The organism is Bradyrhizobium sp. UFLA05-109, assembly GCF_054185165.1.
In genome coordinates, this window is the sequence record NZ_JBBIAR010000015.1 from 1 (window position 1) to 23,917 (window position 23,917).

Genomic DNA, 23,917 nt, shown 5'->3' on the forward strand with positions numbered 1-23,917 from the left:
ACGGCTGCTGCCGGAGCTGGCGCAGGTGCTGCCGTGGGCGTCTGCTCGGCCGCCGGAGGCGGTGTCACGGGAGCCGGCGCCGGCGCGGGATTGGCTGCGGGATGCGGATCGACTTTGGCCTGTTGGGGCGGCTGCGTGTCCGTTTTGGTGTCGGTCTTGGGCGTGTTCTTGGTATCGGGCTTGACGTCGTTCTTGGCGTCGTTCTTGGCCTTCTTCGCCTTGCCCTGGCCGGTGTTGTCAAAGACTCCGGGGATCTGCACCGTGCCGCGGTCGGGGTCGATGCGGATGGTACGGCCGCCATACTCGAAGGTGTATTGCGCTTGGGCAGCTGTGCTTGCCAAAAGAAATGCGGCCATCGCCAACAGCTTTTTCATTGCAATCTCCTGAGCAGGTGCTCGCCGTATCGACGCTTACGCCCCGGCCCCGTGGCGAAACGTGATCCAGATCACTTTCAAGCTATGAGTCGTACTCCCTTCAATCTTGGTTCAATGCGCGCCAACTCGGTCCAAGGTTTGACCGGCGGGCAGCCAAAATGCGGACAGGCACGACGTTCTAATCGAACCAGGCGCCATAGATTTTCTGGTAGCTGCCGTCCTCCATGGAGACGTGCAGCCACTGATCGACGAAGGCCTTCAGCGCAACGTCGCGCTGGAGCCAGTAGGCCTTCTCCGAGAAATCGAACGGCTTGTCCGGATGCACCGCACACAGCACACCCTGATGCTGCTTCTGCTGATAGCGCGTCTCGGATGCGTCGGTCATCATCAGGTCGGCATTGCCCTTGGCGATCTCGTCGAAGATCGCGGTATTGTCCGGGAAGATGTTGATGTCGGCAGCCTTGATGTTGGCTCGCGCGAAGCGCTCATTGGTCCCGCCCGGATTGACGATGACGCGTGTGCCCTTCTTGTCGATATCGGCGAGCGTCTGGTATTTGGCGACGTCGGCGCAACGCGCGATCGGCGTCTTGCCTTCGCGCATGATGGGCGTGGAGAACAGGCCCTTCTTCTGGCGGTCGAAGGTGACGGAGACGCCGCCCATCGCGATGTCGAACTGGTCGGCCTCAAAATCCTTCATCAGCTTGGGCCAGGCGGTCTGGACGTACTCGACCTTGACGCCGAGCGCCTTGCCCAGTGCCTCGGCCATGTCGACGTCGAAGCCAGTGAATTTCTGCGTCGTCTTGTCGAGCGAGGTGAAGGGCCGATAGTCCCCGGTCATGCCGACACGCAAGGTGCCGCGCTTGATGATCTCGTCGAGGCGGGAAGGGGACGTCGTCTCCTGCGCATGGGCTGCAAAGCTCACCACCACCGCCGCGGCCAGTGCCACCAGTCGTCGCACGATCATGTCTTTCTCACCCTCGCATGAGCTGTCATGTTGTTCCTGAACCTGCGGATTTAGACCAGATGTCCGCAGACTGCGAGAAGGAAATTTTGAAGTGACGCTTTCCCTCCATGAGGTTTCCGTCGGCATGTTCGTGCCATTTCTGCGCAACCTGTCCGGGCTGCTCGACAAGGCCGCCGCCCACGCCGAAGCGCGCAAGATCGATCCGGCGATCCTGCTGGGCATGCGGCTCTATCCGAACATGTATGAACTGGCGCAGCAGGTGGGTGAGGCGGTTCGCCATGCCGTGGTCGGATCCGCGCTGCTTGCCGGGCGCGAGCCGATCACGTTTGGCGATACGAGGCCTGATCTTGCGGAGCTGCAGCGGCGCATCGCGGCCGCGGTTGATTTCATCGAGAGCCTGCCGCGCACCGAGATCGATGCCGCAGGTGAGAAGGACGTCGCCTTCCGGCTGAAAACCGGCGTCGAACTGCCCTTCACCGGACGCTCACTGCTCCTGACCTTCACGGTCCCGCAATTCTTCTTTCACGTCACGACCGCCTACGACATCCTGCGGCACGCCGGCGTCGATCTCGTGAAGAAGGACTTTTTGGGCAGAAGGTGAGGCTTACGCCTCACCTTTCCGCACGATGTGGGCGACCGAGCTGCGGTTGGCGATCTCGTCGCGCAGGATCTCGAAGCGCTGACGCGCTTCGTGCTCGCGCTCGTCGACGAACTGCACCGCGGCTTCGCCCGACATCGGTCCGCTGACCACGGGCGTCGAATACTCGCCGATGGTCTCGTGGACGTAGTAGAGACCCTCGTCGCCGCGCTGCACGGTCCACTTGAACCGCAGCGCTGCCATCGGCCCGGGGCCGAGCTTGCTGTAGCCGTCGGCGTCGGCCGGATGCTCCGGCACGAGCGGCTGCTCGTCGACGACCAGATCCTCATCGACACTCGGATGCTCGTCGACGTTCGCGAACTTCTCAATCTCGGGCGGGGCTTCGGGGTGTTCGAGAATGCTGGCGATCGTCGCCAGCGCGTGATCGGTCGGGTCGATGTCTGACAAGGGTCCATCCTCCAAGAGGACGCGCCGGCAATTCTGTCCCACGACCGGTCGCGACCTGTCACCCTAGGTTGCCTTTGATTAAGGCCAGGTTTGGGCCCGATTGTGCCGAAATGGGACGCCTGGTTGACCTTGGCGAGGCGATTTCCGCCTCTCCGAAACACCAGCGATCAGGCAAGGATATCCCCCTTTACCCCGAGGTAGTTGAGGCGGGAGCCGAGCGCCGTTGTAGTCTTGTCGCCTTGGCCGCCGGCGATGCGCCGCCAGCGCTGGCGGTTCTTCGCTCCGTTGCGGAGCTGCACCTCAATCGTCCCAGAACCGCTTTCCGCACCCGCATTGGAACATATGAGTGATGTCTCCGGTCTCGGAGTCCACCACTGTTCGTACAAGTTTCATTTTCTCGCCACAGACACGACAGGTTCTGTTTGAGTTGTCCTCGACAACGCAAATCTTCTCTGCGCGAAATATTTCCATGAGTCCGGCCCCCTGTCCGAGGTGACTGTCAGCCTATTGCAACAGAGGAAACCGGGAAGAACTGGTACGAAGTGACGACAAATTTGCGACGGTACACGGAGCAATTTAAGACCAGTCAGCGAGTCTTGACGATCCCTTGGCTCACCACGGGGCGTTTCTCCTTGACCGCGATCTTACGAAAATTCACCTAACGCACTGATATGACTGCCTAATTTACATCTACAGGACATCCTGGTTGATCACGTTCTGGCGGATCGGATCGCCGTCGAGCACGCTTAGGATATTCCGCGCGGTCTGCTCGCTCATGCGATCGACCGCCTCGACGGTGACGCCAGCCACATGCGGCGCCATGATCACATTCGGAAGCTCGAACAATGAGTGTCCAGCCGGCGGCGGCTCCTGCTCAAACACGTCGAGCCCGGCGCCGGCAAGCCGGCCCGAGGTGAGCGCGTCGTAGAGCGCCTTCTCTTCAACGATACCGCCGCGCGCGGTGTTGATGAGATAGGCCGTCCGCTTCAGCAGGCCGATCCGCGCCGCGTTGAACATGCCGACGGTTTCAGGTGTCTTCGGGCAGTGGATGCTGACGAAGTCGGCCCGGGGCAGCGTCGCCTCGAGATCGGTGACCGGCTCGCAACCGGCGGCCTTGATGTCGGCCGCGGACTTGTAGGGGTCGTAAACCAGGACGTTCATTTCCATCGCGAGGCAGCGCTTGGCGGTGCGACTGCCGATGCGGCCAAAGCCAATGATCACCACGGTCTTGCCGTAGAGATCGAACGGCAGGATGCCGAGCCTGTCGGCCCATTTGTTGTCCCTGACGCAGGCGTGCAACTCCTGGGCGCGCTTGGCCAGCGTCAGCATCATGAACAGCGCGGCTTCTGCGACCGACGGCGAGTTTGCGGAGCCCGCGACCATCAGCGGCACCTTGCGGCGCGAGAGGGCAGGCACGTCGACCGCGTCGTAACCGACGCCGATCCGCGTCACCACCTGCATGTCCCCGGATGCTTCGAGCTCGGGCTCGCCGAATCGGGTCGCGCCGAGCGCCACGCCGTGGACCGGCGCATGCGCCGTCAGCATCGCCTGGAAATCCGCAGCCGAGATCAGGTTGGAGAACTCGACGAGCTCGATGTCGTCCCGCTGGGTGAGAAGGGCGCGTGCGCCCCCCGACAAAGTTTGCGTGACAAAAATCTTCTTCTTGTTGGTCGCCATCGTTCCCTGCCTGCTCGAAGCTCTTCTCGTCCGGCCATCACAACACGAGGCCGGTTGCCTCGTTTAGCAGGTGCATGTTGTTGAGGTCCATCGCCAAACGCATGGGTGCTCCGTCCTTGGCGCCGGCATTGGGATTGACGCGGCCGCAGACCGGCGTGCCGTCGAGGGTGAAGTAGACCAGCGTCTCCATGCCCATCGGCTCGGTGACGTCGAGCACCGTGTCGAACGTCTCTACGCCAGGCTCCAGATGCGCATGCGACTCGGTGAGATGCTCCGGGCGGATGCCGAGCTGCAGCTTGTCGGTGCGCGGCAGCGCGTTGTAGCGCGAGGCGCGCGCCGGCGGCAGCGGGAAGGAGACGCGATCGGTCAGGCGGATGCTGAGGCGGCCGCCGACATCCTCGAGCCGGCACGGCACGAAGTTCATCGCCGGCGAGCCGATGAAGCCTGCGACGAAGCGCGTCGCCGGCTTGTGGTAAAGCTCGTTCGGCGTGCCGATCTGCTCGATGCGGCCCTTGTTCATGACCACGACGCGGTCCGCCAGCGTCATCGCCTCGACCTGGTCGTGGGTGACGTAGACCGTGGTGGTGCGCACCTTCTGATGCACTTTCTTGATCTCGATGCGCATCTGCACGCGCAGCTTGGCATCGAGGTTGGAGAGCGGCTCGTCGAACAAAAACACCTTTGGATTGCGGACGATGGCGCGACCCATCGCGACGCGCTGGCGCTGGCCGCCGGAGAGCTGCTTCGGCTTGCGGTCGATCAGGTCGGTGATGTCGAGGAGGCGGGCGGCCTCCGTCACGCGCGCCTTGATCTCGGCCTTCGGATAGTGCTTCAGGCGCAGCCCGAACGACATGTTCTCGGCGACCGTCATGTGCGGATAGAGTGCGTAGTTCTGGAACACCATCGCGATGTCGCGATCCTTCGGCGGCACGTCGTTGACGACGTCGCCGCCGATCATGATGTCGCCGTCGCTGATATCCTCAAGCCCTGCGATCATCCGCAGCGTCGTCGACTTGCCGCAGCCCGACGGGCCGACCAGCACGATGAACTCGTGGTCGGATATGTCGAGATCAATGCCGCGCACCGCCTCGACGTCGTCGTAACGCTTGACCACCTTGCGCAAGGAAACATCAGCCATGAATCGTCAACCCCTCGATTTCAACCCTTTGTCGCACCGGCCGTCAGGCCGGCAATGTAGTAGTCCATCAGGAAAGCGTAGATGATCAGCGGCGGCGCTGCACCGAGCAGAGCGCCGGTCATGATCTGCCCCCAGTTGAAGACGTCGCCCTTGATCAGCGTCGTGGTGATGCCAACCGGCAGCACGAGCTGGTCGATAGAGGTCGTGAACACCAGGGGATAGAGAAACTGGGCCCAGGAGACGGTGAAGGCGAAGATCGTCGCGGCGATCAGCCCCGGCAGTGCCACTGGAATGAAGATCCGCGTCAACGTCTGAAGCCAGGACGCGCCGTCGATGATCGCGGCTTCATCGAGCTCCTTCGGGATCGAGGCGAAATAGCCGATCATGATCCAGGTGCAGAACGGAACCGTCAGCGTCGGATAGACGAACAGCAGCACATACCATCGATTGAGCAATGTGATGCCCGTCAGGTCCTGGATCAGCGCAAACATCTTGAACAGCGGGATGAACAGCAGGCTGTCCGGGATCAGGTAGGTCAGGAACACGCCCGTGGCGAGTGTCGCTGAGCCCCAGAACTTCATCCGTGCCAGCGCAAAGGCTGCGGGAATGCTGATCAGCATGGTGACGATCACGACCACGATCGAGACCATAGCGGAGTTCCAGAAGAAGCGCAGGAACTGGTTCGACGTCAGGAGCTCGAGGTAGTTCGACAGCGTCGGGTGGAACACCCACCATGGGTTGGTCGCGGCCGAGATCTCAGCGCTGCTCTTCAGCGAGGTGATCAGCATGTAAATAGGGGGCGTCAGCGAGAAGATCGCGAACAGCAGCAGGAAGAAGTAGGACCAGCGCAGCGCCCAGGCGCGGTCGCGGCTCATGCTGCCATATTTGACCTTGCGCCGGGGGCCGGCCTTGTCGATCGCGAGCGTGCTCATCAGGATTCGTTCCCGCGTTTAGAGACGTCGCGCAGGATGAAGATCGCCGCGACGGCGAGGATGGGGACCATGAACAGCGAGACGCTGGCGCCGAGAGGAATATCGCTGCTCTCGATGCCGACCCGGAACGCATAGGTCGCAAAGATCTGGGTCCGATCGAGCGGCCCGCCCGAGGTCAGGATGCGGACGATGTCGAAATTGGCGAAGGTGACGATCAGCGAGAACAGCGTCGTGATCGCGATGATGTTACGCATCATCGGCAGCGTCACGTACCAGATCCGCTGCCACCAATTGGCGCCGTCGATCGCGGCGGCCTCGTAGAGTTGCTCCGGTACCGATTTCAGCGCCGCCAGATACATGATCATGAAGAACGGCGCGCCGTACCAGACGTTGACCAGAATGACGGAGAAGCGCGCCCATGCGGCATCGCCGAGCCAGGGAATGGGACCGATGCCGAAAAATGAGAGCGTGTAGTTGAACGCGCTGTAGGAGGGGTCGAACAGCCATAGCCACGCCAGGGTGCTCATCGCTGGCGGAATGACCCAGGGCACCAGCAGCATGCCGCGCCATTTGCGTTGGCCCTTGGCCGGAATGTTGTGCACGAAATGCGCGACGATGAAGCCTATCAGCGCCTTGAAGATCACGGCGGTGATCGCGAAGATGCAGGACTGCTTGACCACCATCCAGAACGTTTCGCGCTTGAACAGGAAGGTGAAGTTGCCGAAGCCGACGAACTTCTGCATCGACTTGTTCAGCGTCGCGAGATGAATCGAGAACAGAGCAGGGTAGAGCACGAGCAGCGCGATCAGGAGGATCAACGGCAGCGTCAGGAAGAACGCCGCGGTCGATTTCCGCCCCAACGCATTGTGCAGGCTCGTCCGTTTGCGTGCGCTCGCGGTGCCGGCAACGCGACCGTGCTCAACGACGACATCGGCCATGTCTGTTTCCCCGGGTCAAGCTTGCTTGCAGAATATCCGACGGTGAAGCCGGCACGCGGGTGTCGGCCTCCTCTGAAACGTCCATCGAACGGCGGGGTGCCCTGGCGGCTCACGCAAGATGCATGAACCGCCGTGGCACGCCCTCCGGCTTAACTTCGCATGAAGCCTTCGCACTCGCCCTCGGCCCAGGCGAGCGTGTTCTCCAACTTCTCCCCTTGCGCAAAGCGCAGCGCCATCTTGGTCAGCGTCGCCTGTGCATAGATCTGCTGGGCGATCTTTGGCGGCGCAGGAGAGGCCGCGATCGACAGCGTCTGATGATTGTAGGGATTGGGATAATGATAGAGCGTGCCCTTGGGCGGCCCTTCCTCGGCCCAGGTCTTCAGCGTCGTCATGTTCGCGTAGGCCGGCAGGTCGTAGCCGCCGCTCGCCGCAACGAATTTTTCGATCGATGACGGCTGAGACAGGTAAGTGAGCAGGCTCTTGGCCGTTTCCTTGTTCTTGGAGAAGCTCCAGAGGCCCCAGAAATAGGGCAGGAACGGCGCAAAGCGACCCTTGGGACCCGCCGGGAAGCCGTGGGTCCAGCATTGCTCGGCGACCTGCGGCGCGTCGCGCTTGGCAACCGCCCAGGCGCTCGGGGGATTCATGATGAGAGCGCCGCGCCCCGAGATCAGCCATTTGTTGTTCGAGGCGTCGTCCCAGGACGGCGCGTCAGGCGGCAGGAAGGCGACCAGCTTCTTGTAGTATTCGAGCGCCTGGCGGACCTGATCGGTCTTCACCGTGATGTCGCCCTTGGAATTGACCAGCTCGGCGCCGAACGACTGGAAGATGGCGCCGGCCGTATCGACGCTGTCGGTGGTCTCGCCAAGACCGATGCCGAATGCGAAGCCCGCCTTCTGGCAGGCTTCCGCCGCCTTCAGGAAGGTATCCATGTTCCAGTTGTCGGCCTTCGGCGGGCTGCCAGCCGGATACAGCTCCTGAACGTCGATGCCGGCGTGCTTCTTCATCAGATCGATGCGGGAGCAGGGCCCCTTGATCTGGCTTCCCGGGGTGGCAGGGACGGCAAGCCATTTGCCAGTGGCCTGGCCGAGATATTTCACCGTGTCGTTCACCTCGCCGTTCTGCTTGATCGCGGCCTCCACGACGTCATTCACCGGTTCCAGCTGCTCGGCATAAGCATGCGGCCACCAGGTGTACATCTGGAGAATGTCATGACCGGATTTGGCCTGCGCCTCGGCAGCAACGGTCAACTCGATCTTCTTGTTGTTGCTGGTGATGTAGTCGATGGAAACCTCAACCTTCTCCTTTGCAGCCCACTCGTTGGCGAGAGCCCTTGAGCTGTCATTGGCGCCGGGCACCCAGTGGTCCCACAAGCCGATCGAGAGCTTGCCGGCGGCGTAGGCGCCGCGCACATACGGCGCGGTGATCAGGGCTGCGGAGGACATGGCAGTTGCGGCCACAAATTGTCGCCGCGTAAGCTTCTTGCGTGACATCTCGTTTCCTCGCTTTGGCATTCGTTGTTTTGTTTTTGTTGTTTTTGTTTTTCTTGCCGTCGCCTCGCGTGGCCAGTCACGCGAGCCGCGGAGAATTGGTAGCGCGATCAGATCAGAATTGATCGCGTCTGTCGAGAAATCCAACGCGCGCGTTTCTTGAACTAACGTTGAGTTCAAGTGAGCGGCGGCTCCGCGTCGTGCGTGTGTCGCGGTGATGAACCTGGACTGCTCCTTTTGCGACGCACACTCTGGTCGGCATGGGCGAGGATCGTTCGAGCGCAATTACGCCGCAGTTCGGAATGACCCTGAACTAACCGGTTCGCAGGACAGACTTTTCGGATGTGGAGGGTCGCTCCTCGGTCTGGACCGGCGCGACCTGAAAACGCTAGAGTTCCGGCCGACAGACTTTCCGCGATTCCACCCTCCGAGCAGCCAATCAGATCGAGATGGAGACCAGAATGATCAACCCGACGCCGCCCGCGCGGCTTCGCCTGCGACGATGGTTCGCGCTCGGGTCAGTCGTTGCATTGCTGTTGGGCGCCGCTTGCGTCGCCAATGCGCAGGGCCTGGTCAAAGGTGTTCAGGAGGGTGCGGCCGCCGGCAACAAGGCAGCAGGCCCGGTCGGTGGCGTGCTAGGCGGGGCGATAGGCGGCGTCGTCGGTGTCTTCACCGGCGTGCTCGGGGTTGGTAACAACAACCAGGCGCCGGCCGCCAAGGACGCAAGCAAGGACGCGAAGCAGCAGGGGACCGACAAGGGCGCCGACGCCAAGGGCGCCAAGGACGCGAACAAGGACGCCAAGAGCGGCAAGGGCAGCAAGACCGCCAAGGCCGGCAAGGACGCACCGAACGACGCGGCAAAGGACGTCACCGTTCTCACCCAGAACGGCGCGCCGCAACTCACCGCCGAGCAGATCGTCGCCAACAGCGATTCCTATATCGAGCGCATCAAAACAGAGCTGAACCTCACGCCCGACCAGGAGAAGCACTGGTACGGTTTCTCCAGCGCCATGCACTACCTCGGCCATAACGGCGCCGAGCGGCTCAACCTGCGGATTGCCCGCGCCAAGCGCGATCCGCCGGACGACATCATCGAGCAGATGCGCAACGAGGCGCAGTTCCTGATCGACCGCGCCGCGGACCAGCGCAACGTTGCCGATGCTGCCGAGCCGCTGTACTCGAGCCTGGACGACAAGCAGAAGGAAGTCTTCATCCAGGAGATGGTCCGCCTCAGCCACGAGCGCGGCCTGGATTGATCGGCGTTTGACTAAGATTTGTCGCGCTCGATTGCCACGAACTCGTGAATCCCCGCGGCGATGCAGTTATGATTAGCTGCAAATGATCGCTGCGGGGTTGATATGACGACGGGCGCACTCTCCGTTTTCCTGGTCGAAGACGAGGCGTTGATCCGGATGATGATAGCCGACATGGTGGAGGAGCTTGGCCACCATGTTGTTGCTGAGGCCGACAATGTTCAGGACGCGAGCGCCTTCGCGATGACGGCGCAATACGATCTGGCCATTCTCGACATCAACCTCATGGGGCTTTACGTCGACCCCGTCGCGGACCTGATCGAACGCCGCGGCAAGCCGTTTCTGTTCGCCACGGGTTACGGGCCGGAGTTGCTGCCGTCCTTGCTCCGGCGCAGGCCGATCCTGCGCAAGCCGATTTCGATCGACCAGCTCAAGACGATCATCGAGTCTCTTTTTCCCGGCTCGCCGGCCGCCTCGAAAAGCGGATCGGCCTGACGTCCGCTTGCGGCGAATAGCCGGGCAACCTTGCCCTGGGGTAGGTGGAAGGCACTGCGCCCGGCTATCCTGCCGCAGCGGCGCGGCCCGCTCAATTCGTCACCGGAACTTGAAGAAAAGCGGACCGATTCACGCCCGACCTGTGGCCGAGGTGCGGTCTTGTCGGGAACCCACGAGCGGCGTGATTGGCGTTTCACGCGAGCCGCCATTCCACTGCATCGCACAATGAAATTGACGCCGGGGAAACCTGAGCACCATGCAATTTGTTTAGGCAGTCCGGCTAGGCTTGGATCGAGGCGGACAGCTCATGGACGACAAACGAAAGTATCCTCGTATCGACATCGAAGAGCTGGCCTACGTTTCCGTGGGCGGTTCGGTGATGAGCTGCGTCGTCCGCAACATCTCGCCTGCCGGCGCGGCAATCGACGTCGACAATCCCGCCTTCATTCCCCAGCGTTTTCGCCTCGTCATGGCCAAGGACTCCTCGGTCCGCGATTGCAGGGTGATCTGGATCCAGAAGAACCGGATTGGGCTCGCCTTCGTCGGCGGGGAGGGGAACGGCCCCTGAGTGCGGAGATAGATTCACGCTGCGCGCAGGCAAAGGTGCTGCTAGCTTCTGGCGGGCGCGGAATGGACGAAACGAACCCGAGCTGGCGATGACACCTGAGCCTGCGACGATCTGCCTGGGATGCTGGGAGAACCTGCATTTGCCGATCCCGCTACGCGGGCCGCTATCGGCGCCGTTTCGTCTATTCGGCGTCAAGCCGAGCCGGATGAACCCGAACACCTGCACCATCTGTGAAATGGCCTTCTCGCGAGTGATGAAGGCGCGCTCCGTCACGATCGATGCCACTGTGATGTTTGCGGATTTGCGCGGCTATACGGCGCTGACGCAGAGCCTCGAACCGGCTGCGCTGACCGCGCTGCTCGATGCCTTCTACGACGACTGCGCCGCGGCGATCTGGCACTACGACGGCCTGTTGAACAAGACGATCGGTGATGCGGTGTTCGCGATCTTCAATTTCCCGGTCAAGCGGACCGACCACGCCGAGCAGGCGCTGCTTGCCGCGCGGGAGATCCAGGAGCGGTTCGGCCGCCGGCGCGACGAGTTGATGCGCGCGATCGGGAGCAGCGGGCACGAGGTTGGGATCGGGATTGGCATTGACAGTGGAGAAACCAATTTTGGCGAGTTCGGTCAGACGCATCGCGACCTGACCGCGGTCGGAACCGTGGTGAACCGCGCTGCCCGGGCACAGGCCGCGGCCCGCTCGGGCGAGATCTTGGTGACGTCGACGGTGCGGGACCGGGCACGTGACTTGGTTGCGGGAGACGGCTCCGAGCATACGCTGAAGGGTTTTCAAGAGCCGGTGATGCTGTTCGCAGGGTGACGGTTGCCGCGGCCCCAGGGACAAATGAGACGTCAAATGAAAATGGCCGCCCCGGGGGCGGCCATTTCAAGGATGATTTGCCAAAGATGATGCGATCAAAGTCTTCTAATGAACGTCTCTAATCAGGCTTGGCGGTGTGTCACATCAAGCCGGCGCTCAGGTCGATGCCGTGCGCCATCAGGCTGAACGAGGCGAGGAGACCGACGCAGCAGAACAGCACTATAGCCTTGAAGGAATTGTCGATCGAACGGATTTCGATGCCGGCCGGAGCCGAAGCGAGTGAAAGCATGCTCATGTCAATTCCCCCTGTTTTGATCCTGAATTGCATCAGGTAGGGAAATCTCTAGCGCAGAAAGTTTGATACGGGATTGCTAGGCATCCTTAACGGAATCGCAATCGATCCACGACTCCGCGGCGGCGACACGCCGGCAGGGCTGATATCCCCGGGATCAGCTGCGGCCCGTTCTCAGCACCTTGGCGATGGTCTGCGCCGTCATCGCTGCCCGGTCGGAGGCACGCTGCGCGGCCAGCCGGTCCCTGGCCTTTTCCTCGATCAGGAGATCAATCAGCGCCAATCGGCTGTCCTCGTCCACCGCCTCGGTCAGCAACCGGTGATAGCGATGGTAGTCAAACCCCACGTCCTGCTTACGCATGCCACGCCCCCGCGCACCACGGGCGAATTGTTCATCAGGCGACGGCGGCGGGCAAGCAGGAACTCGCGTCGTTGGAGCCGATCGAGGCAATGAGCTGTGGATTGCGCCGCGCGGTTTGAGCGAGATCACAAGCGGATCGCGCTTGCGCTGTGAAGGAGGTCACAGAGCTCTCGCCCGCCGGAGCCTATAGCTAAGCGGCAGGGCATTGGAATACGCGAATGCAGGATGAATTCGATTTCATTTCGATCATTGTTGCCGTCTGGGTGGCCGGCTATGTCGCCATCATGCTGGACTACCTTGCCCAGGCCGAGCTTGGCTGGTCACTCGCGCAGTTACGCGGATGGGCATGTCTGACGGCTGTTCTGGTCGCGTTCATCACGCTGGCAGGCATGCTCGGCCGCAAGCGTGGTGAGCTTGGCAAAGGTCGCTAGCAGACGACGGGCTATTTGCTCGCGTCGGCCGCGTCGATGCATTTCAGCACGAAGGCAGCGCGGTCGCGCAGCAGGATCTTGGCCTGGTCCGCCTTGAGGGCACAGGCGCGCTGCCTCAGCTGCTCCGCGCGGCGATGCTCTGCGGCGTCGCGGTACTCCGGCGCAACCGCCCCCGGATCGACCAGCTTTTGCGCAAAACCGGGGGGCATCAAAACAAACGAAATGGCAATGATCCGGATCGGGTAATTCACCAAAGCCTCCCTGAGCCCTCAAACCGTGTGACCCTAACACCGTTGGGACACCGGCTGTGACGTGTTTCACGCTCAACGCCGCCATCGCGGGGCGAGGTTCACGCCGTGCTGTGATCGCAGAAAGCCTTCAGGCCCGCAAAGCTGGCGTCCGGCTTGACGATGATGCTGGTCGGAATGGGATGCAGGTAGTCCCGAAAACGTCCCTTGGCCTCAAAGCGCTCGCGGAAGGCGGAGGCGGCGAGGAATTTCGGGAAGCGCGGGACGATGCCGCCGGCGATATAGACGCCGCCGCGAGCACCGAAGGTCACCGCCAGATTGCCGGCCACGGAGCCGAGGATGGCGCAAAACATCTCGAGCACGGTGCGGCTGAGGTCGCAGCTGCCATCGAGCGCGGCCGTGGTAATGGCCGCCGCGTCGCGCTGTGGAGCCGTCACACCGTCGACCTCGGCGACCGCCTCGTAGAGGTTTTGCAGCCCCGCACCCGACAGCGCGCCCAGCTCGATCTCGACATGGCCCAGTCGCCGTCGCATCGCGGCGATGACGCGCTCCTCGCGCTCTGTCTCCGCGGGCAGGGTCGCGTGACCGGCTTCCGTGATCACGGCCACCCGGGCGCCGTGACGCTCGACGAGGCAGGAGACGCCAAAGCCCGTGCCGGGTCCGAGCACCAGAAGCGGCTCGCCGCCAGCACCAGTCTGGGCATCGAGCGGGAACAGGTCGGCCGGTTGCAGGGCGGGCAGCGCCCAGGCCAGCACCTCGAAATCGTTGAGCACGTGAACCGCGTCGAGGCCAAAGCCTTCACGGAGCTCCTTCCCATCGATGATCCAGGGACTGTTGGTCATGACGCAGCGATTGTTCACGACAGGGCCGGCGACGGCGAGCACGGCGATGCCGACGCGCGCGCCATTGACCTGGCGAGCCAGGAAGTCGGCCATGGCGTCGCGAACGGTGGGGAAGTCGGCGACCCGCGCGTAGGCGACCGGCCCGATCTGGCCGTCTTCCTCCATCAGCGCGAACCGCGAATTGGTGCCGCCGATGTCGGCAAGCAATGCGCAACCTCTTGTCGTCCGACTGGTCATGTCCTCGTGGCCGCCGCATCCACCGCCATGGGTGATCGCGGGAACCTTGTCTCCATTGCTTCGCGGTCAGATTCGCATACCACCGCGGCTTGATGATGTCGTCAACGTCGATGCTAAGCGAACCGTTGCGCCGGCAGCAATCCGCCCGCGGTAGGCGGTTGCGAAGCCGCACCGGAAGATCGACATTGAGGCCAGACCGGGTGGAGACCAGCAATGAAGATATCCGACCGGGACGTCCTGCTCGTGATCGACGTCCAGAACGACTTTTGCACCGGCGGGGCCCTGGCCGTCCCGGGTGGCGAGAGAGTGGTGCCCGCCATCAATCGCGTCGCCCAAAAATTCGTCAATGTCGTGCTGACGCAGGACTGGCATCCCGCCGATCACGTCTCCTTCGCCTCTAACCACCCCAACAAGCGGCCGTTCGAGGCCATCGATCTCGACTACGGTCCACAGGTGCTGTGGCCGACCCATTGCGTGCAGGGCACCGCCGGCGCCGATTTCCATCGGGATCTCGAGCTCCGCCGGCCAAGCCTCGTGGTGCGCAAGGGATTTCGCCGTGGCATCGATTCTTATTCGGCACTGTTCGAGAACGACCACAAGACCCCGACCGGGCTGCTTGGTTATTTGCGCGAGCGAGAGCTGAAGACGGTGTTCGTCGCAGGCCTGGCGCTGGATTTTTGCGTCCGCTTTTCGGCGGAGGATGCCCGTAAGGCGGGGCTCGAGGTCGCCGTGATCGAGGATGCCTGCCGCGGCATCGATCTCGACGGCTCGATCGCCGCCACCCATCAGAGCTTCAAGGCGCTCGGCATTCCCGTGGTCAGCATCGAGGCGTTCTTCTAAAGATGGCGCAAGGGACCAAGAAACCGCCGCCACCGACAGGATCCGAGCCCGGATCGGATGATCCGCTGCTGTGGCCGTTCGCTGCGGCCAAGTTCGCCATGGACGCCGCGCTCTGGTGGGTGGAGCGTAGCTCGCCCGAACCGCGCGAGACGGAACTGCCCTGGACCACGCCCAGCCAGGTCGCGCTGGAGCTCGCGACCATGCGCCTGCGCGACTGTACGAAGAAGCGTACCGGCCCGCCGGCGCTAGTCTGCGCGCCCTATGCCCTGCATCGTGCGCTGATCGCCGATTTCGCGCCCGGACACAGCGTCCTGCAGTCGCTGCACGAGGGCGGGGTGGATCGGGTCTATCTGACGGACTGGCGCTCGGCGTCGCCTGAGATGCGCTATCTCTCGATCGACAGCTATCTCGGTGACCTCAATGTCGCGATCGATGAGATCGGTGCGCCGGTCGACCTCATCGGGCTCTGTCAGGGCGGCTGGCTGTCGCTGCTCTACGCCGCGCGTTTTCCGGACAAGGTGCGCCGCCTGGTGCTGGTCGGCGCTCCCGTTGATCTCGCGATCGAGTCCGCATTGTCCCGGCTCGCGCGCAATGCGCCGGAACTGGTCTACGACCAGCTCGTGGCGCGCGGCGGCGGCAATGTCAGCGGCGAGGAGATGCTGCGCTTCTGGTCGAGGTCACTGAGCGCGGAGGATATCGCGGTGGCGTTGCAAAGGAGTTTGGCCGAGGAGGGCGGAGCTGAGCTTCTGGAGCGCTTCAATCGTTGGAACGAGGAGACGCTCAACCTGCCGGGAAGCTATTATCTCCAGATCGTCAACTGGATCTTCCGCGAGAACCGGATCGCGGCGGGAGGCTTCGTGGCGCTCGGCAGGCAAATCGATTTGAAGGATGTAAGAGCGCCCATCTTCCTGCTCGCGGGGCTCGACGACGAGGTCGTGCCGGCGACGCAAGCGCTGGCGACTGCTGATCTCGTGGGCACGCCGCCGGTTTTCATCGCCGCGGCATCGGAGCCGTCGGATCATCTCGGGCTGTTCATGGGAGCGCGAACCCATGTCCATGCCTGGCCGCGCATCACCGAATGGCTGCGCTCCGATCTCGGCGGCGGCGTTCTCGCGCGCAGGGCCTGAGCGGGATGACCTGAGGGCGTCGGGCTTGATCCCGGTCAAGCCGCTGGAGTGACATGGATCCTAGAGTGTGACGTGGAGGCTCCATGAGGCTCAGCACACTTCTGGCCGCTCTTGCGCTGGCAACTGCCGTGATTTCGCATGCGCTTGGACAGGCCAACAGCATGCGCGGCGACAAGGCCGCATCCGAGCTGATGGCCGCGCTTCAGTTCCGGCACATCAAATTGTGGTCTGCCGGCCGCCTCGGAAACTGGCCGCTCGCGACCTACGAACTCAACCAGATCGAAGCGGCCCTCGGGCGCGTGGCGCAGCCGACGGGCCGCGCCGATCAGGCCGCCGTGGCGATACAGACCTTGCGCAGTGCCGTCGATGCCAAAGACGCCGCGGCTTTCACCAAGGCGTATGGCGATCTGACCAATGGCTGCAACGCCTGCCACCGCGCCGAGGGATATGGCTTCATCACGCTTCAGGTTCCGGCGAGCTCGCCTTTCACGGATCAGCTCTTCGTCGACCAGCTCGCCGAGGCGCGCGGGCTGGCGCGCTCGATCTGCGGTAACTGCCATGTGGTCTCCGACAGGCCGAATGAACAGCCGGACTCGCGCATCCCGGCGCCGAGCTTCCCCGACCTCGCGAGTCGCCCGTCATTCTCCAGCGACGACCTCAGGCAGCTTCTCACCTCCGGTCATCGTTACCTCGGACCGAACCAGTCCATGCCGAACCCGCGACTTGCCAGTCACCAGGTCGAGGCCATCGTCGCGTTGTTCGAGACGCTGCGGGCGGAACGCTCCCGGTAAGGCCGGCATCCACGCCATTCTGAAAGGAACGGCCGCAGCATCCATAAGGGGCGGGCGGCCGGAAGTGGAGTAGGGAGGATGTTTAGCAGAGCCGTTATGCATGATTGGGAATTACGTGCATTGATCCGCGTCAATCGGCTAAGAATGGTTCGCAACTGAACCGAAGGTCCGCGCGCCATGAGTTTTCACTCGATCTACGCCCATGGATTTGCGCGCGTGGCCGCCTGCGTCACGACCTCGCACGTGGCCGATCCCGCGGCCAATGCTGCGGCGATCGTGGCGGCCGCGGGCGCATGCCATGGGCAGGCGGTGGCGGTCGCCGTTTTCCCCGAACTGTGCCTGTCCGGCTATGCGATCGAAGACCTCGTCATGCAGGACCCGCTGCTCGATGCGGTCGAGCGCGGCCTTGAGGCGATCGTCGAGGCGTCATCGGCCCAGATGACCGTACTGATCGTCGGCGCGCCCCTGCGCCACGGCGCACGCATCTACAATTGTGCCGTGGTCATTCATCGCGGCAGCATCCTCGGCGTCGTTCCCAAGACGTACCTGCCGACCTATCGCGAGTTCTACGAAGGCCGCCACTTCGCCTCCGGCGCCGGGGTCGTCGGCGAGGCGATCGCGGTCGGCGACCTGCGCGCGCCGTTCGGCGTCGACCTGCTGTTCGCGGCGGAGGACGTCACGGGCCTGACCATCGGCGTCGAGATCTGCGAGGACATGTGGATCCCGGTCACGCCGGCCTCCGAGCTGGCGCTTGCCGGGGCGAGCGTGCTGATCAATCTCTCGGGCAGCCCTATCACGATCGGCCGGGCACGCTCACGCGCACTATTGTGCCAATCGACCTCCGCGCGCTGTCTTGCCGCCTATGTCTATGCCGCCGCGGGCGCGGGCGAGTCGACGACGGATCTGGCCTGGGACGGCCAGACCTCGATCTACGAGAACGGCGTGCTGCTGGCCGAGGGCGAGCGGTTCCGGCAAGGCGGGCAGATCACGACCGCTGACGTCGATCTCGACCTGCTGCGGCAAGAGCGTTCGCTGATGGGAACGTTCGATGACAACCGTCGCCAGCGCGAGGCAAGCTTCCGCAAAATCTCCTTTGCCTTGAAGCCGCCGGTTGCCGATATCGGGTTCCTGCGCAACGTCGAGCGCTTTCCGTTCGTGCCGAGCGACGAACATCTGCTCGAGCAGGACTGCTACGAAGCCTACAACATCCAAGTCGCCGGCCTCGTGCAGCGGATGCGCGCGACGGGGACAAAACGCGTCGTGATCGGGGTGTCCGGCGGGCTTGATTCCACCCACGCCCTGATCGTCGCCGCCAAGGCAATCGACCTGCTGGCTCTGCCGCGCGAAAACATCCTCGCCTACACCATGCCGGGATTTGCCACGGGCAGCGAGAGCAAGTCCAACGCGCTTGCGCTGATGAAGGCGCTGCACACGACCTGGCAGGAACTCGACATTCGCACCACGGCGACGCAGATGCTGAGGGATATCGGCCATCCCTTCGGCAAGGGCGAAAAGGTCTACGACATCACCTTCGAGAACGTGCAGGCGGGCTTGCGCACCGACTACCTATTCCGCCTCGCCAACCATCACGGCGGTATCGTCATCGGCACCGGCGACCTGTCGGAACTCGCGCTCGGCTGGTGCACCTATGGCGTCGGCGACCAGATGGCGCATTACAACGTCAATGGCGGCGTGCCAAAAACGCTGATCCAGCATCTGATCCGCTGGGTGATCGCCTCGAAGCAGTTCAGCGATGATGTCAACCGAACGTTGGGATCGATCCTCGCCGCCGAGATCTCGCCGGAGCTCGTTCCCGCCAAGCCCGGCGAGAAGCCGCAAAGCACGGAGGCCGCGATCGGACCGTACGAGCTGCAGGATTTCAACCTGTTCTACACGCTTCGCTTCGGGTTCCGTCCGTCGAAGATCGCCTTCCTGTCGCTGCATGCGTGGAAGGATGTTGCCGGAGGTGAATGGCCGCCGGCCTTCCCGAACGACCGGCGCAGGGCCTATGCGCTTGCAGACATCCGCCACTGGCTCGAGGTGTTCCTGCGGCGCTTCTTCGCATTCAGCCAGTTCAAGCGCTCGGCGATGCCCAACGGTCCAAAGGTTTCGGCCGGCGGCTCGCTCTCGCCGCGCGGCGACTGGCGCGCGCCGTCCGACTCCAGCGCCGCTGCCTGGCTCGACGACCTCGAGCGCAACGTGCCAAAGTGATGAAGACGGACGAAAAAAGAGGGTAGGCTGATGGCGGCCGAACCTGGGCCGGAAACGGCCGACAATCACACCGGGGTCGTCAACGGCCTCTACATTTTCGAGATCGAGATGCGCGATGGCAAGCGCGGCCAGGCCAAGGGCGTTGCCGTGCTTTGCGACGGTCGCATCTTGGGTGGCGACAGCTATTTCTACTACACAGGCCACTACACCTTCCGGAAAGGCAAGTGGCGCGGCGAGATGACGGTCAATCAGCACACCGAGGCGGTCGGCAAGCCGCTGGCGTTCGCCGGCAGGGAGGTTACCTGCGGCTTCTCCGGCGGGTATTCCGCAGGCGGCGCCGAGGTCGAAGGCATGGCGCTGGTCGGCAAGACCAGCGTAACGTTTACGGCGCGGTTGACTCTGAAAGAGGCGATGTAGGCGCGGCGGCGTATCGCCGAGATCCGGGATTGAAGGCCGCCGCGCGCCTTGCGCTGTTCCTGCAGTCGGACAAGGGCAGGACATTGCCGTGCATGGCGGCGACGTCGTGATTGCTCAATCCCGAATGTCAGAGTCGAATCTTCTGTCGCGAATAAGATCGATCCCTGTGGGCAAACATGGTGCAAGTCTCGCCCAATGGGTAACCGCCGGCTGCCAATCGGTCAGCCGTGGTCGCAAAAAGCCGGACATCACCCGAAAGGCGTCGCCGGTCCAATATCCGAGCGCGACCTCACTTTTGCCTATGAGCTTGAGACTTGGTGGCTGGCCGGCTGCAGACACGATCAACAGCAGGCGCTCCTTCGCTGGTGGGATTTGAAGCGGATAAACGTTCCATTCGATTGTGTGTAACGTTCGCTGGGTCACGGCCGGATTTGCTCCTAAATCCCATCCTCAGGCAGCTAAAGCAGGGCGCTCCAAGATGATCGAGGTCGCTCGCTTCCGGCGGCACAGCGGGCGCACCGGACTTGTCGTTGGCGTAGCCGGTCGCGAATGACCCAAGCGATCTGCAACGTTCAGCGACAAACCAGCACGGGCGTTTTCGCGTAGGTCAGCACCTTGTTTGTCACACTGCCCATTAGAAGCATGGAAAGTCCGCTGAGCCCATGCGACGACATTACAATGAGATCGCAGCCTTTGTCCTGGGCTGCTGCGATGATGGCTTGATGCGGTTGCCCGTTCTCCACCTGAATCGTCTCGCAGGAAACGCCAGCCTCCTTAGCCGCATTTGCCACGTGATCCAACACGCTCGCGAAGTCGCCGGTCACTGCAAAAAGCGGTTCCACAACGTTGATTACGGATACCTTGGCGCCAACGAACTTCGCCAACGCCAACCCATGCGCCACCCCATGCTCCGCCAGCACCGACCCATCTGTCGGAATGAGAATATGCCGGTACATGCTTCACTCCCGATTGTCTGAACGTAAAGCTGCCTTCCGAAGGTAGGTTGGGCCCGCGTTTCGGATAAAGTCTTGCGATACATCAATCGGCCAATCGTGCTGCGACCGACATGTCGGCGCGTGGCTCACCGCGACATTTCGAGGCGAGACGACTGCCTTCTCTGTATTTGCAGCCACGGACTTTAATGGGAGCAGATATCCTCGAATGGAGCGGTCGCGCGTACTCCTTAGTTCTCATGCTCTTCAAAAGACCGAGAAACCGATGGGGCCCAGACAAAAAGAAAGGCCGCCTGCGTTGCCACTAGCGGCCCAAGTCTAGGGAGGAAACGCCCAAGGAGGGCAGCGATAGCGGGAGGGCTACCGCTACTCTGTAGATAAGACGATCGCGATTGCGGCTCAATTGAAACTCGGTGAACGTCGGTCATCTAAACGGGTAACGGACCTATACGAAGGTTTACGTGCTCGCCGCCCTTAAAGCCGTCCTTCTGGGCCCGCGTCTGATTAGCGCCAGCGGTGGCCGCCCCAAAACGGATGAAGCTTGCTCCGAGTTAATCTGCCTTACCAGAAAGATATTTGCAGCGGCGCGCGTTCTGCGGTTGACCGTGGTGTTTCCTTGGCAGCCTGGCCTCCTCGCCGCTCGAGGGGCTCTTTAGTTGAATAAACACTCGGCCCGGAGCCCCCAGTTCCTCCGGGCCGTTTTCCTTATCCGGATGCGTCTAGGTTGCGATCGGGAGCGGCGACAGTTTTGTATGGGACCTCATGTCGATTCCACGGGAAGAATTCGATCCTCTTGCCGCCGTCGTTGACTGGCTCGATGCCTGCCGACGGGGAGACCTAAACGCTCTGCTCGATCTGTATGATGAGCGCGCGGTCATGGAATGCGGCCGCGAGGGCGTGACCTTGACGGGACGAAATTCGATCGCGGGCTATTGGGCACCGAAGCTCGAAAGCAGGTGCTCCTTTAACCTTGACGATGTGGTCCTGACCGGCCACGGGGTTCAGATCGATTACCAGAGCTATGAAGGCAAGCCGGTCCGCTTTTACTTTCGCTTCGATCGCTCCAATAAGATTATCTACACGAGTTGCAGCCCATTGATCGGTTGCGCTGCAAGAATCTCATCCAACTGAAGACGCTCGACCTTGCCGGTGACAATCGGCGACGATGGCGTCGCCCGTCTTCGTCACCGCCTTGGTCGGGTCGCCGCGCGATATAGACATCGTCGAAACCGAAATCACCAGCCCAGGGTCACCGCCGTTGTCCCCATGCTTGCGGAATGGTAGCAATTCCCCCATGGCCGAAGGCGACCCCATCCGCATCATCCCTCACCGTGGCGTAGACGATGACTGCGGAAGTCTGGAGGTATGGTTCGCGGACGGACGGAAATCGGTCAGGTTCTATTGGGACAACCTTGTCTCACGCCGGTTGAGCGGTAACACCCTCACGCGAGAGCAGGCCACCGAGAAAGCCACGGCGCTGGCGAGGGCTGAGATAGACAAGCTGGATAACCCCGATTGAGAGCCCGGCTCAGCCGCACGCGGTCCGGAGTGCGCCCCGCTGGCGCGTTCTTCCGCCCGGTCCGCCAACAGAACCGGGCAAGCCCGGCACGCATTAGCAGCCTTTCCTCAAGGCTCGACAGATCGGGACACAAAGGCTGACGCATCAGGCCCATACCGCTCATTTCAGCCATTACGGTTCCTGTGAATGGCTCACGTCGCATTGGCGGGATCAGTGTTTTTTGCGTCGTCTTTGCTGGCGGCTCAGCCGTTTGGCGTTTGCCGCGACCCGTTTTCGGTATTGACGCACAATCTCATCGCTCGAGGCGCCTGCCATGAGGCTTGCGCCGGCTTTGGCGGCCGCCTGTATTTTTTCGCTGACCATGCGCTCGGCTTCACGCTGGGCGCCCTTGCCGCCTCGCATCAGCTTCGCCAGACGCAACCCGATCACGCGGTTTGATTCCAGCGCCAGCATCATCCAGTTCCGCATTTTTCTTGATTTCCCTGGCAGCATCCTGACCGCCTCCTAAAGAGAAACTCGGCAGCTTTACTGAAGGTTATACGCATTTCCGAGACCGCCACGCTCGACCAAGCTTTCACGAGATGAGCTTGTATTCTTGCTCGGCTTCCGGCGCGGCTGCACCTCCGGATCGGACTTCCCGTGGTTGAGCGCCCGCATGATGCCGATCCGGGCGAAGGTCGTTGGGCCACGTTACTGCGCCACAAGTATCAGCGCCTCTGTCGGTGGATGACAGCAGTGCTTTATTGTCCACAGTGTCAATCGCGATACACAGAATCGGCGCGTCTCGTCGTAGGCTTTTGCCGCGTCTTCATGGCGCGTTTTCTCCCTTAGCCTTGGGCCCGTCGCGAATGACGGGCTTCCTTAAACGCGCAGGTGACATAGAAGCGAGCTCGTCAAGCGCAGTGAAGCACCTTCTTAGCATGCTACCAGCAAGGAAGCTTCCATGCATTGTTGCAGGCTCGACGGGGGACTAGGCGGAACTCCAGTTTGATTTGCGTGGTTTGTACATTGCGGAGGAGGGGCGATTATGTTGGACGCTGCCACGCTGCGCGAAGACCTTGCCGCCTTGGAAAAGCAAATACGGTTCAATCCCAACGACTACGATCTGATCAAGAAATACCTGACATATGCTCGCAAGGTTCGTGAGATTGAATATTGTGAGAATGGCTATGTCACTGCACGGAAGCAGCCATCCAAAAATGCAAGCTCCGAGAACTCGATTGCTGCTGGCCGACGGCTAATTGATTGCGCGGAACTGGGAGCCTTTACCGCGACATGAAAGCCCAACCCGTCGGCCCACAAGGCCGCCGGGTTTGTTTTTTGGCTAGCTGTCCCGGCAGGAAATACCGAAGTTATCGCAGGTGAGTGCGAAGGCTTTTTTTGCCTTGGCGTCCTCGAAGCAAAAGAGCGTGCCGATGTCGGCGCGGTCGATATGCCAGTCCACTTTATTTTCTTTGGCGATGCGAGAGGCTTCGCCGCGCAGGAGATCCAGTTTTCTTCCCGCCGCAAAAACGATCAGGCAATTTTCTTTTAGCATTATTGCCATCCTCCAATATCAATCGGTACGCAATAACCTGCCTCTGCTTTGCCGATGTGAAATATGAATTAAATCACAGTGGATTCCGTTTCCATTGATTGAGGGAAGGCCCGCCAAGGCTGGAGGGAGCGGGTCTTCACCCCAAGCACAAGGCCGCAACTTTCCCCTGCGGCCCCGTCCCAAAGCTAGCCTGGGCCTGATTGCTTACCAAAGTCTCTATGATCTGCGGATGTTGCGCGAGATTTTTGACAAAAGAGCAATGGCAATCGGTTTCAGCCGAGGGTGCGACGCTGGCGCCAACAGCAAACCGCCGATCATAAGCAGCGCTCTCGTTTCTTCCGGCTCTCGTATGCTTCAGCCGTCACAGGCTCACACGGGCGAGGACAGCGGCAACATCCGCGTTACGATCCGGCAGCTCAT

The 23,917-nt window shown here is 62.0% G+C and carries 29 protein-coding genes and 1 pseudogene; 14 read left to right on the plus strand and 16 right to left on the minus strand.

The genetic code is table 11. The features are described from left to right. Together Q3C01_RS13150 and Q3C01_RS13155 are read right to left on the minus strand one after the other, a co-directional pair. Window positions 1-374: pseudogene (locus tag Q3C01_RS13150) on the minus strand (DUF2147 domain-containing protein); the annotation flags it as partial. A 178-nt stretch (window positions 375-552) separates the two neighbouring features. Further along, on the minus strand, window positions 553-1,338 hold the full coding sequence (locus tag Q3C01_RS13155; protein ID WP_458145748.1) for a transporter substrate-binding domain-containing protein: 786 nt from the start codon (window positions 1,336-1,338) through the stop codon (window positions 553-555). Between the two features lie 91 nt (window positions 1,339-1,429). Between Q3C01_RS13155 and Q3C01_RS13160 the strand changes: the two genes are divergently transcribed. Next, window positions 1,430-1,939, plus strand: coding sequence for a DUF1993 domain-containing protein (locus Q3C01_RS13160; protein WP_458145749.1), 510 nt, complete (start codon window positions 1,430-1,432; stop codon window positions 1,937-1,939). A 3-nt stretch (window positions 1,940-1,942) separates the two neighbouring features. Here the strand turns inward: Q3C01_RS13160 and Q3C01_RS13165 are convergent, their stop codons facing one another. From Q3C01_RS13165 to Q3C01_RS13195, 7 genes are all read right to left on the minus strand, one after another. Beyond that, on the minus strand, window positions 1,943-2,383 hold the full coding sequence (locus Q3C01_RS13165; RefSeq protein ID WP_458145750.1) for a hypothetical protein: 441 nt from the start codon (window positions 2,381-2,383) through the stop codon (window positions 1,943-1,945). 167 nt (window positions 2,384-2,550) lie between these two features. Continuing rightward, entirely contained in the window at window positions 2,551-2,682 is a 132-nt protein-coding gene (locus Q3C01_RS13170; RefSeq protein WP_458145751.1) for a hypothetical protein, read from the minus strand. A gap of 391 nt (window positions 2,683-3,073) precedes the next feature. Then, complete coding sequence (locus Q3C01_RS13175; protein ID WP_458145752.1) at window positions 3,074-4,060, minus strand: hydroxyacid dehydrogenase; 987 nt, start codon at window positions 4,058-4,060, stop codon at window positions 3,074-3,076. A 37-nt stretch (window positions 4,061-4,097) separates the two neighbouring features. Next, window positions 4,098-5,198 (minus strand): ABC transporter ATP-binding protein, encoded by a 1,101-nt coding sequence (locus tag Q3C01_RS13180; RefSeq protein WP_458145753.1) that lies wholly within the window; start codon window positions 5,196-5,198, stop codon window positions 4,098-4,100. 20 nt (window positions 5,199-5,218) lie between these two features. Beyond that, entirely contained in the window at window positions 5,219-6,130 is a 912-nt protein-coding gene (locus Q3C01_RS13185; protein WP_458145754.1) for a carbohydrate ABC transporter permease, read from the minus strand. Beyond that, the gene (locus Q3C01_RS13190) at window positions 6,130-7,068 is read right to left on the minus strand and encodes a carbohydrate ABC transporter permease (RefSeq protein WP_458145755.1); all 939 of its coding nucleotides are present in this window, start codon (window positions 7,066-7,068) and stop codon (window positions 6,130-6,132) included. Before Q3C01_RS13190 ends, Q3C01_RS13185 begins: the two co-directional genes overlap by 1 nt. Before the next feature lie 149 nt (window positions 7,069-7,217). Continuing rightward, window positions 7,218-8,558: an ABC transporter substrate-binding protein gene (locus Q3C01_RS13195; protein WP_458145756.1), complete on the minus strand. Its 1,341-nt coding sequence runs from the start codon at window positions 8,556-8,558 to the stop codon at window positions 7,218-7,220. 458 nt (window positions 8,559-9,016) lie between these two features. On the opposite strand from Q3C01_RS13195, the gene Q3C01_RS13200 reads away from it, so the two are divergent. From Q3C01_RS13200 to Q3C01_RS13215, 4 genes are all read left to right on the plus strand, one after another. Next, window positions 9,017-9,811: a Spy/CpxP family protein refolding chaperone gene (locus Q3C01_RS13200; RefSeq protein ID WP_458145757.1), complete on the plus strand. Its 795-nt coding sequence runs from the start codon at window positions 9,017-9,019 to the stop codon at window positions 9,809-9,811. A 102-nt stretch (window positions 9,812-9,913) separates the two neighbouring features. Further along, the gene (locus tag Q3C01_RS13205) at window positions 9,914-10,303 is read left to right on the plus strand and encodes a response regulator (RefSeq protein WP_458145758.1); all 390 of its coding nucleotides are present in this window, start codon (window positions 9,914-9,916) and stop codon (window positions 10,301-10,303) included. A 307-nt stretch (window positions 10,304-10,610) separates the two neighbouring features. Further along, entirely contained in the window at window positions 10,611-10,871 is a 261-nt protein-coding gene (locus tag Q3C01_RS13210) for a PilZ domain-containing protein (protein WP_458145759.1), read from the plus strand. Window positions 10,872-10,959: 88 nt separating this feature from the next. Beyond that, a complete protein-coding gene (locus tag Q3C01_RS13215; RefSeq protein ID WP_458145760.1) occupies window positions 10,960-11,691 on the plus strand; it encodes an adenylate/guanylate cyclase domain-containing protein in 732 nt (243 codons plus the stop codon). 139 nt (window positions 11,692-11,830) lie between these two features. On the opposite strand, the gene Q3C01_RS13220 is transcribed toward Q3C01_RS13215, so the two are convergent. Then, window positions 11,831-11,986, minus strand: a complete 156-nt coding sequence (locus Q3C01_RS13220; protein ID WP_458145761.1) for a hypothetical protein — start codon at window positions 11,984-11,986, stop codon at window positions 11,831-11,833. A 154-nt stretch (window positions 11,987-12,140) separates the two neighbouring features. Further along, a complete protein-coding gene (locus Q3C01_RS13225; RefSeq protein ID WP_458145762.1) occupies window positions 12,141-12,344 on the minus strand; it encodes a hypothetical protein in 204 nt (67 codons plus the stop codon). A gap of 218 nt (window positions 12,345-12,562) precedes the next feature. Between Q3C01_RS13225 and Q3C01_RS13230 the strand changes: the two genes are divergently transcribed. Beyond that, the gene (locus Q3C01_RS13230; protein ID WP_458145763.1) at window positions 12,563-12,775 is read left to right on the plus strand and encodes a hypothetical protein; all 213 of its coding nucleotides are present in this window, start codon (window positions 12,563-12,565) and stop codon (window positions 12,773-12,775) included. Between the two features lie 11 nt (window positions 12,776-12,786). Here the strand turns inward: Q3C01_RS13230 and Q3C01_RS13235 are convergent, their stop codons facing one another. Further along, on the minus strand, window positions 12,787-13,026 hold the full coding sequence (locus Q3C01_RS13235; RefSeq protein WP_458145764.1) for a hypothetical protein: 240 nt from the start codon (window positions 13,024-13,026) through the stop codon (window positions 12,787-12,789). Between the two features lie 98 nt (window positions 13,027-13,124). Then, complete coding sequence (gene glk, locus Q3C01_RS13240; RefSeq protein ID WP_458145765.1) at window positions 13,125-14,102, minus strand: glucokinase; 978 nt, start codon at window positions 14,100-14,102, stop codon at window positions 13,125-13,127. Window positions 14,103-14,315: 213 nt separating this feature from the next. On the opposite strand from glk, the gene pncA reads away from it, so the two are divergent. The 5 genes from pncA (at window position 14,316) to Q3C01_RS13265 (ending at window position 19,488) form a co-directional block, all read left to right on the plus strand. Further along, on the plus strand, window positions 14,316-14,942 hold the full coding sequence (gene pncA / locus Q3C01_RS13245) for a bifunctional nicotinamidase/pyrazinamidase (RefSeq protein ID WP_458145766.1): 627 nt from the start codon (window positions 14,316-14,318) through the stop codon (window positions 14,940-14,942). Between the two features lie 2 nt (window positions 14,943-14,944). Continuing rightward, a complete protein-coding gene (locus Q3C01_RS13250) occupies window positions 14,945-16,069 on the plus strand; it encodes an alpha/beta fold hydrolase (RefSeq protein ID WP_458145767.1) in 1,125 nt (374 codons plus the stop codon). An 83-nt stretch (window positions 16,070-16,152) separates the two neighbouring features. After that, the gene (locus Q3C01_RS13255) at window positions 16,153-16,860 is read left to right on the plus strand and encodes a c-type cytochrome (RefSeq protein WP_458145768.1); all 708 of its coding nucleotides are present in this window, start codon (window positions 16,153-16,155) and stop codon (window positions 16,858-16,860) included. A 177-nt stretch (window positions 16,861-17,037) separates the two neighbouring features. Then, window positions 17,038-19,071 (plus strand): NAD(+) synthase, encoded by a 2,034-nt coding sequence (locus Q3C01_RS13260; RefSeq protein ID WP_458145769.1) that lies wholly within the window; start codon window positions 17,038-17,040, stop codon window positions 19,069-19,071. A 30-nt stretch (window positions 19,072-19,101) separates the two neighbouring features. Then, window positions 19,102-19,488: a GrlR family regulatory protein gene (locus tag Q3C01_RS13265; protein WP_458145770.1), complete on the plus strand. Its 387-nt coding sequence runs from the start codon at window positions 19,102-19,104 to the stop codon at window positions 19,486-19,488. Window positions 19,489-20,060: 572 nt separating this feature from the next. On the opposite strand, the gene Q3C01_RS13270 is transcribed toward Q3C01_RS13265, so the two are convergent. Next, window positions 20,061-20,444: a universal stress protein gene (locus Q3C01_RS13270; RefSeq protein ID WP_458145771.1), complete on the minus strand. Its 384-nt coding sequence runs from the start codon at window positions 20,442-20,444 to the stop codon at window positions 20,061-20,063. Window positions 20,445-21,203: 759 nt separating this feature from the next. On the opposite strand from Q3C01_RS13270, the gene Q3C01_RS13275 reads away from it, so the two are divergent. Together Q3C01_RS13275 and Q3C01_RS13280 are read left to right on the plus strand one after the other, a co-directional pair. Next, complete coding sequence (locus Q3C01_RS13275; protein ID WP_458145772.1) at window positions 21,204-21,572, plus strand: nuclear transport factor 2 family protein; 369 nt, start codon at window positions 21,204-21,206, stop codon at window positions 21,570-21,572. A gap of 163 nt (window positions 21,573-21,735) precedes the next feature. Then, on the plus strand, window positions 21,736-21,960 hold the full coding sequence (locus Q3C01_RS13280; protein WP_458145773.1) for a hypothetical protein: 225 nt from the start codon (window positions 21,736-21,738) through the stop codon (window positions 21,958-21,960). A 210-nt stretch (window positions 21,961-22,170) separates the two neighbouring features. Here the strand turns inward: Q3C01_RS13280 and Q3C01_RS13285 are convergent, their stop codons facing one another. Then, window positions 22,171-22,452 (minus strand): hypothetical protein, encoded by a 282-nt coding sequence (locus tag Q3C01_RS13285; RefSeq protein WP_458145774.1) that lies wholly within the window; start codon window positions 22,450-22,452, stop codon window positions 22,171-22,173. Window positions 22,453-22,987: 535 nt separating this feature from the next. Between Q3C01_RS13285 and Q3C01_RS13290 the strand changes: the two genes are divergently transcribed. Beyond that, complete coding sequence (locus tag Q3C01_RS13290; RefSeq protein ID WP_458145775.1) at window positions 22,988-23,239, plus strand: hypothetical protein; 252 nt, start codon at window positions 22,988-22,990, stop codon at window positions 23,237-23,239. Window positions 23,240-23,284: 45 nt separating this feature from the next. Here the strand turns inward: Q3C01_RS13290 and Q3C01_RS13295 are convergent, their stop codons facing one another. Continuing rightward, entirely contained in the window at window positions 23,285-23,497 is a 213-nt protein-coding gene (locus Q3C01_RS13295; RefSeq protein ID WP_458145776.1) for a hypothetical protein, read from the minus strand. Between the last annotated feature and the right edge of the window lie 420 nt (window positions 23,498-23,917).

Bases quoted from the DNA above. Each gene is read 5' to 3' on its own strand.
- Q3C01_RS13155 (WP_458145748.1), bottom strand. From the start codon at position 1,338: ATGATCGTGCGACGACTGGTGGCACTGGCCGCGGCGGTGGTGGTGAGC.
- Q3C01_RS13175 (WP_458145752.1), bottom strand. From the start codon at position 4,060: ATGGCGACCAACAAGAAGAAGATTTTTGTCACGCAAACTTTGTCGGGG.
- Q3C01_RS13180 (WP_458145753.1), bottom strand. From the start codon at position 5,198: ATGGCTGATGTTTCCTTGCGCAAGGTGGTCAAGCGTTACGACGACGTC.
- Q3C01_RS13185 (WP_458145754.1), bottom strand. From the start codon at position 6,130: ATGAGCACGCTCGCGATCGACAAGGCCGGCCCCCGGCGCAAGGTCAAA.
- Q3C01_RS13190 (WP_458145755.1), bottom strand. From the start codon at position 7,068: ATGGCCGATGTCGTCGTTGAGCACGGTCGCGTTGCCGGCACCGCGAGC.
- Q3C01_RS13195 (WP_458145756.1), bottom strand. From the start codon at position 8,558: ATGTCACGCAAGAAGCTTACGCGGCGACAATTTGTGGCCGCAACTGCC.
- Q3C01_RS13200 (WP_458145757.1), top strand. From the start codon at position 9,017: ATGATCAACCCGACGCCGCCCGCGCGGCTTCGCCTGCGACGATGGTTC.
- Q3C01_RS13205 (WP_458145758.1), top strand. From the start codon at position 9,914: ATGACGACGGGCGCACTCTCCGTTTTCCTGGTCGAAGACGAGGCGTTG.
- Q3C01_RS13210 (WP_458145759.1), top strand. From the start codon at position 10,611: ATGGACGACAAACGAAAGTATCCTCGTATCGACATCGAAGAGCTGGCC.
- Q3C01_RS13215 (WP_458145760.1), top strand. From the start codon at position 10,960: ATGACACCTGAGCCTGCGACGATCTGCCTGGGATGCTGGGAGAACCTG.
- Q3C01_RS13220 (WP_458145761.1), bottom strand. From the start codon at position 11,986: ATGAGCATGCTTTCACTCGCTTCGGCTCCGGCCGGCATCGAAATCCGT.
- Q3C01_RS13225 (WP_458145762.1), bottom strand. From the start codon at position 12,344: ATGCGTAAGCAGGACGTGGGGTTTGACTACCATCGCTATCACCGGTTG.
- Q3C01_RS13230 (WP_458145763.1), top strand. From the start codon at position 12,563: ATGCAGGATGAATTCGATTTCATTTCGATCATTGTTGCCGTCTGGGTG.
- glk (WP_458145765.1), bottom strand. From the start codon at position 14,102: ATGACCAGTCGGACGACAAGAGGTTGCGCATTGCTTGCCGACATCGGC.
- pncA (WP_458145766.1), top strand. From the start codon at position 14,316: ATGAAGATATCCGACCGGGACGTCCTGCTCGTGATCGACGTCCAGAAC.
- Q3C01_RS13250 (WP_458145767.1), top strand. From the start codon at position 14,945: ATGGCGCAAGGGACCAAGAAACCGCCGCCACCGACAGGATCCGAGCCC.
- Q3C01_RS13255 (WP_458145768.1), top strand. From the start codon at position 16,153: ATGAGGCTCAGCACACTTCTGGCCGCTCTTGCGCTGGCAACTGCCGTG.
- Q3C01_RS13260 (WP_458145769.1), top strand. From the start codon at position 17,038: ATGAGTTTTCACTCGATCTACGCCCATGGATTTGCGCGCGTGGCCGCC.
- Q3C01_RS13265 (WP_458145770.1), top strand. From the start codon at position 19,102: ATGGCGGCCGAACCTGGGCCGGAAACGGCCGACAATCACACCGGGGTC.
- Q3C01_RS13270 (WP_458145771.1), bottom strand. From the start codon at position 20,444: ATGTACCGGCATATTCTCATTCCGACAGATGGGTCGGTGCTGGCGGAG.
- Q3C01_RS13275 (WP_458145772.1), top strand. From the start codon at position 21,204: ATGTCGATTCCACGGGAAGAATTCGATCCTCTTGCCGCCGTCGTTGAC.
- Q3C01_RS13280 (WP_458145773.1), top strand. From the start codon at position 21,736: ATGGCCGAAGGCGACCCCATCCGCATCATCCCTCACCGTGGCGTAGAC.
- Q3C01_RS13285 (WP_458145774.1), bottom strand. From the start codon at position 22,452: ATGCTGCCAGGGAAATCAAGAAAAATGCGGAACTGGATGATGCTGGCG.
- Q3C01_RS13290 (WP_458145775.1), top strand. From the start codon at position 22,988: ATGTTGGACGCTGCCACGCTGCGCGAAGACCTTGCCGCCTTGGAAAAG.
- Q3C01_RS13295 (WP_458145776.1), bottom strand. From the start codon at position 23,497: ATGCTAAAAGAAAATTGCCTGATCGTTTTTGCGGCGGGAAGAAAACTG.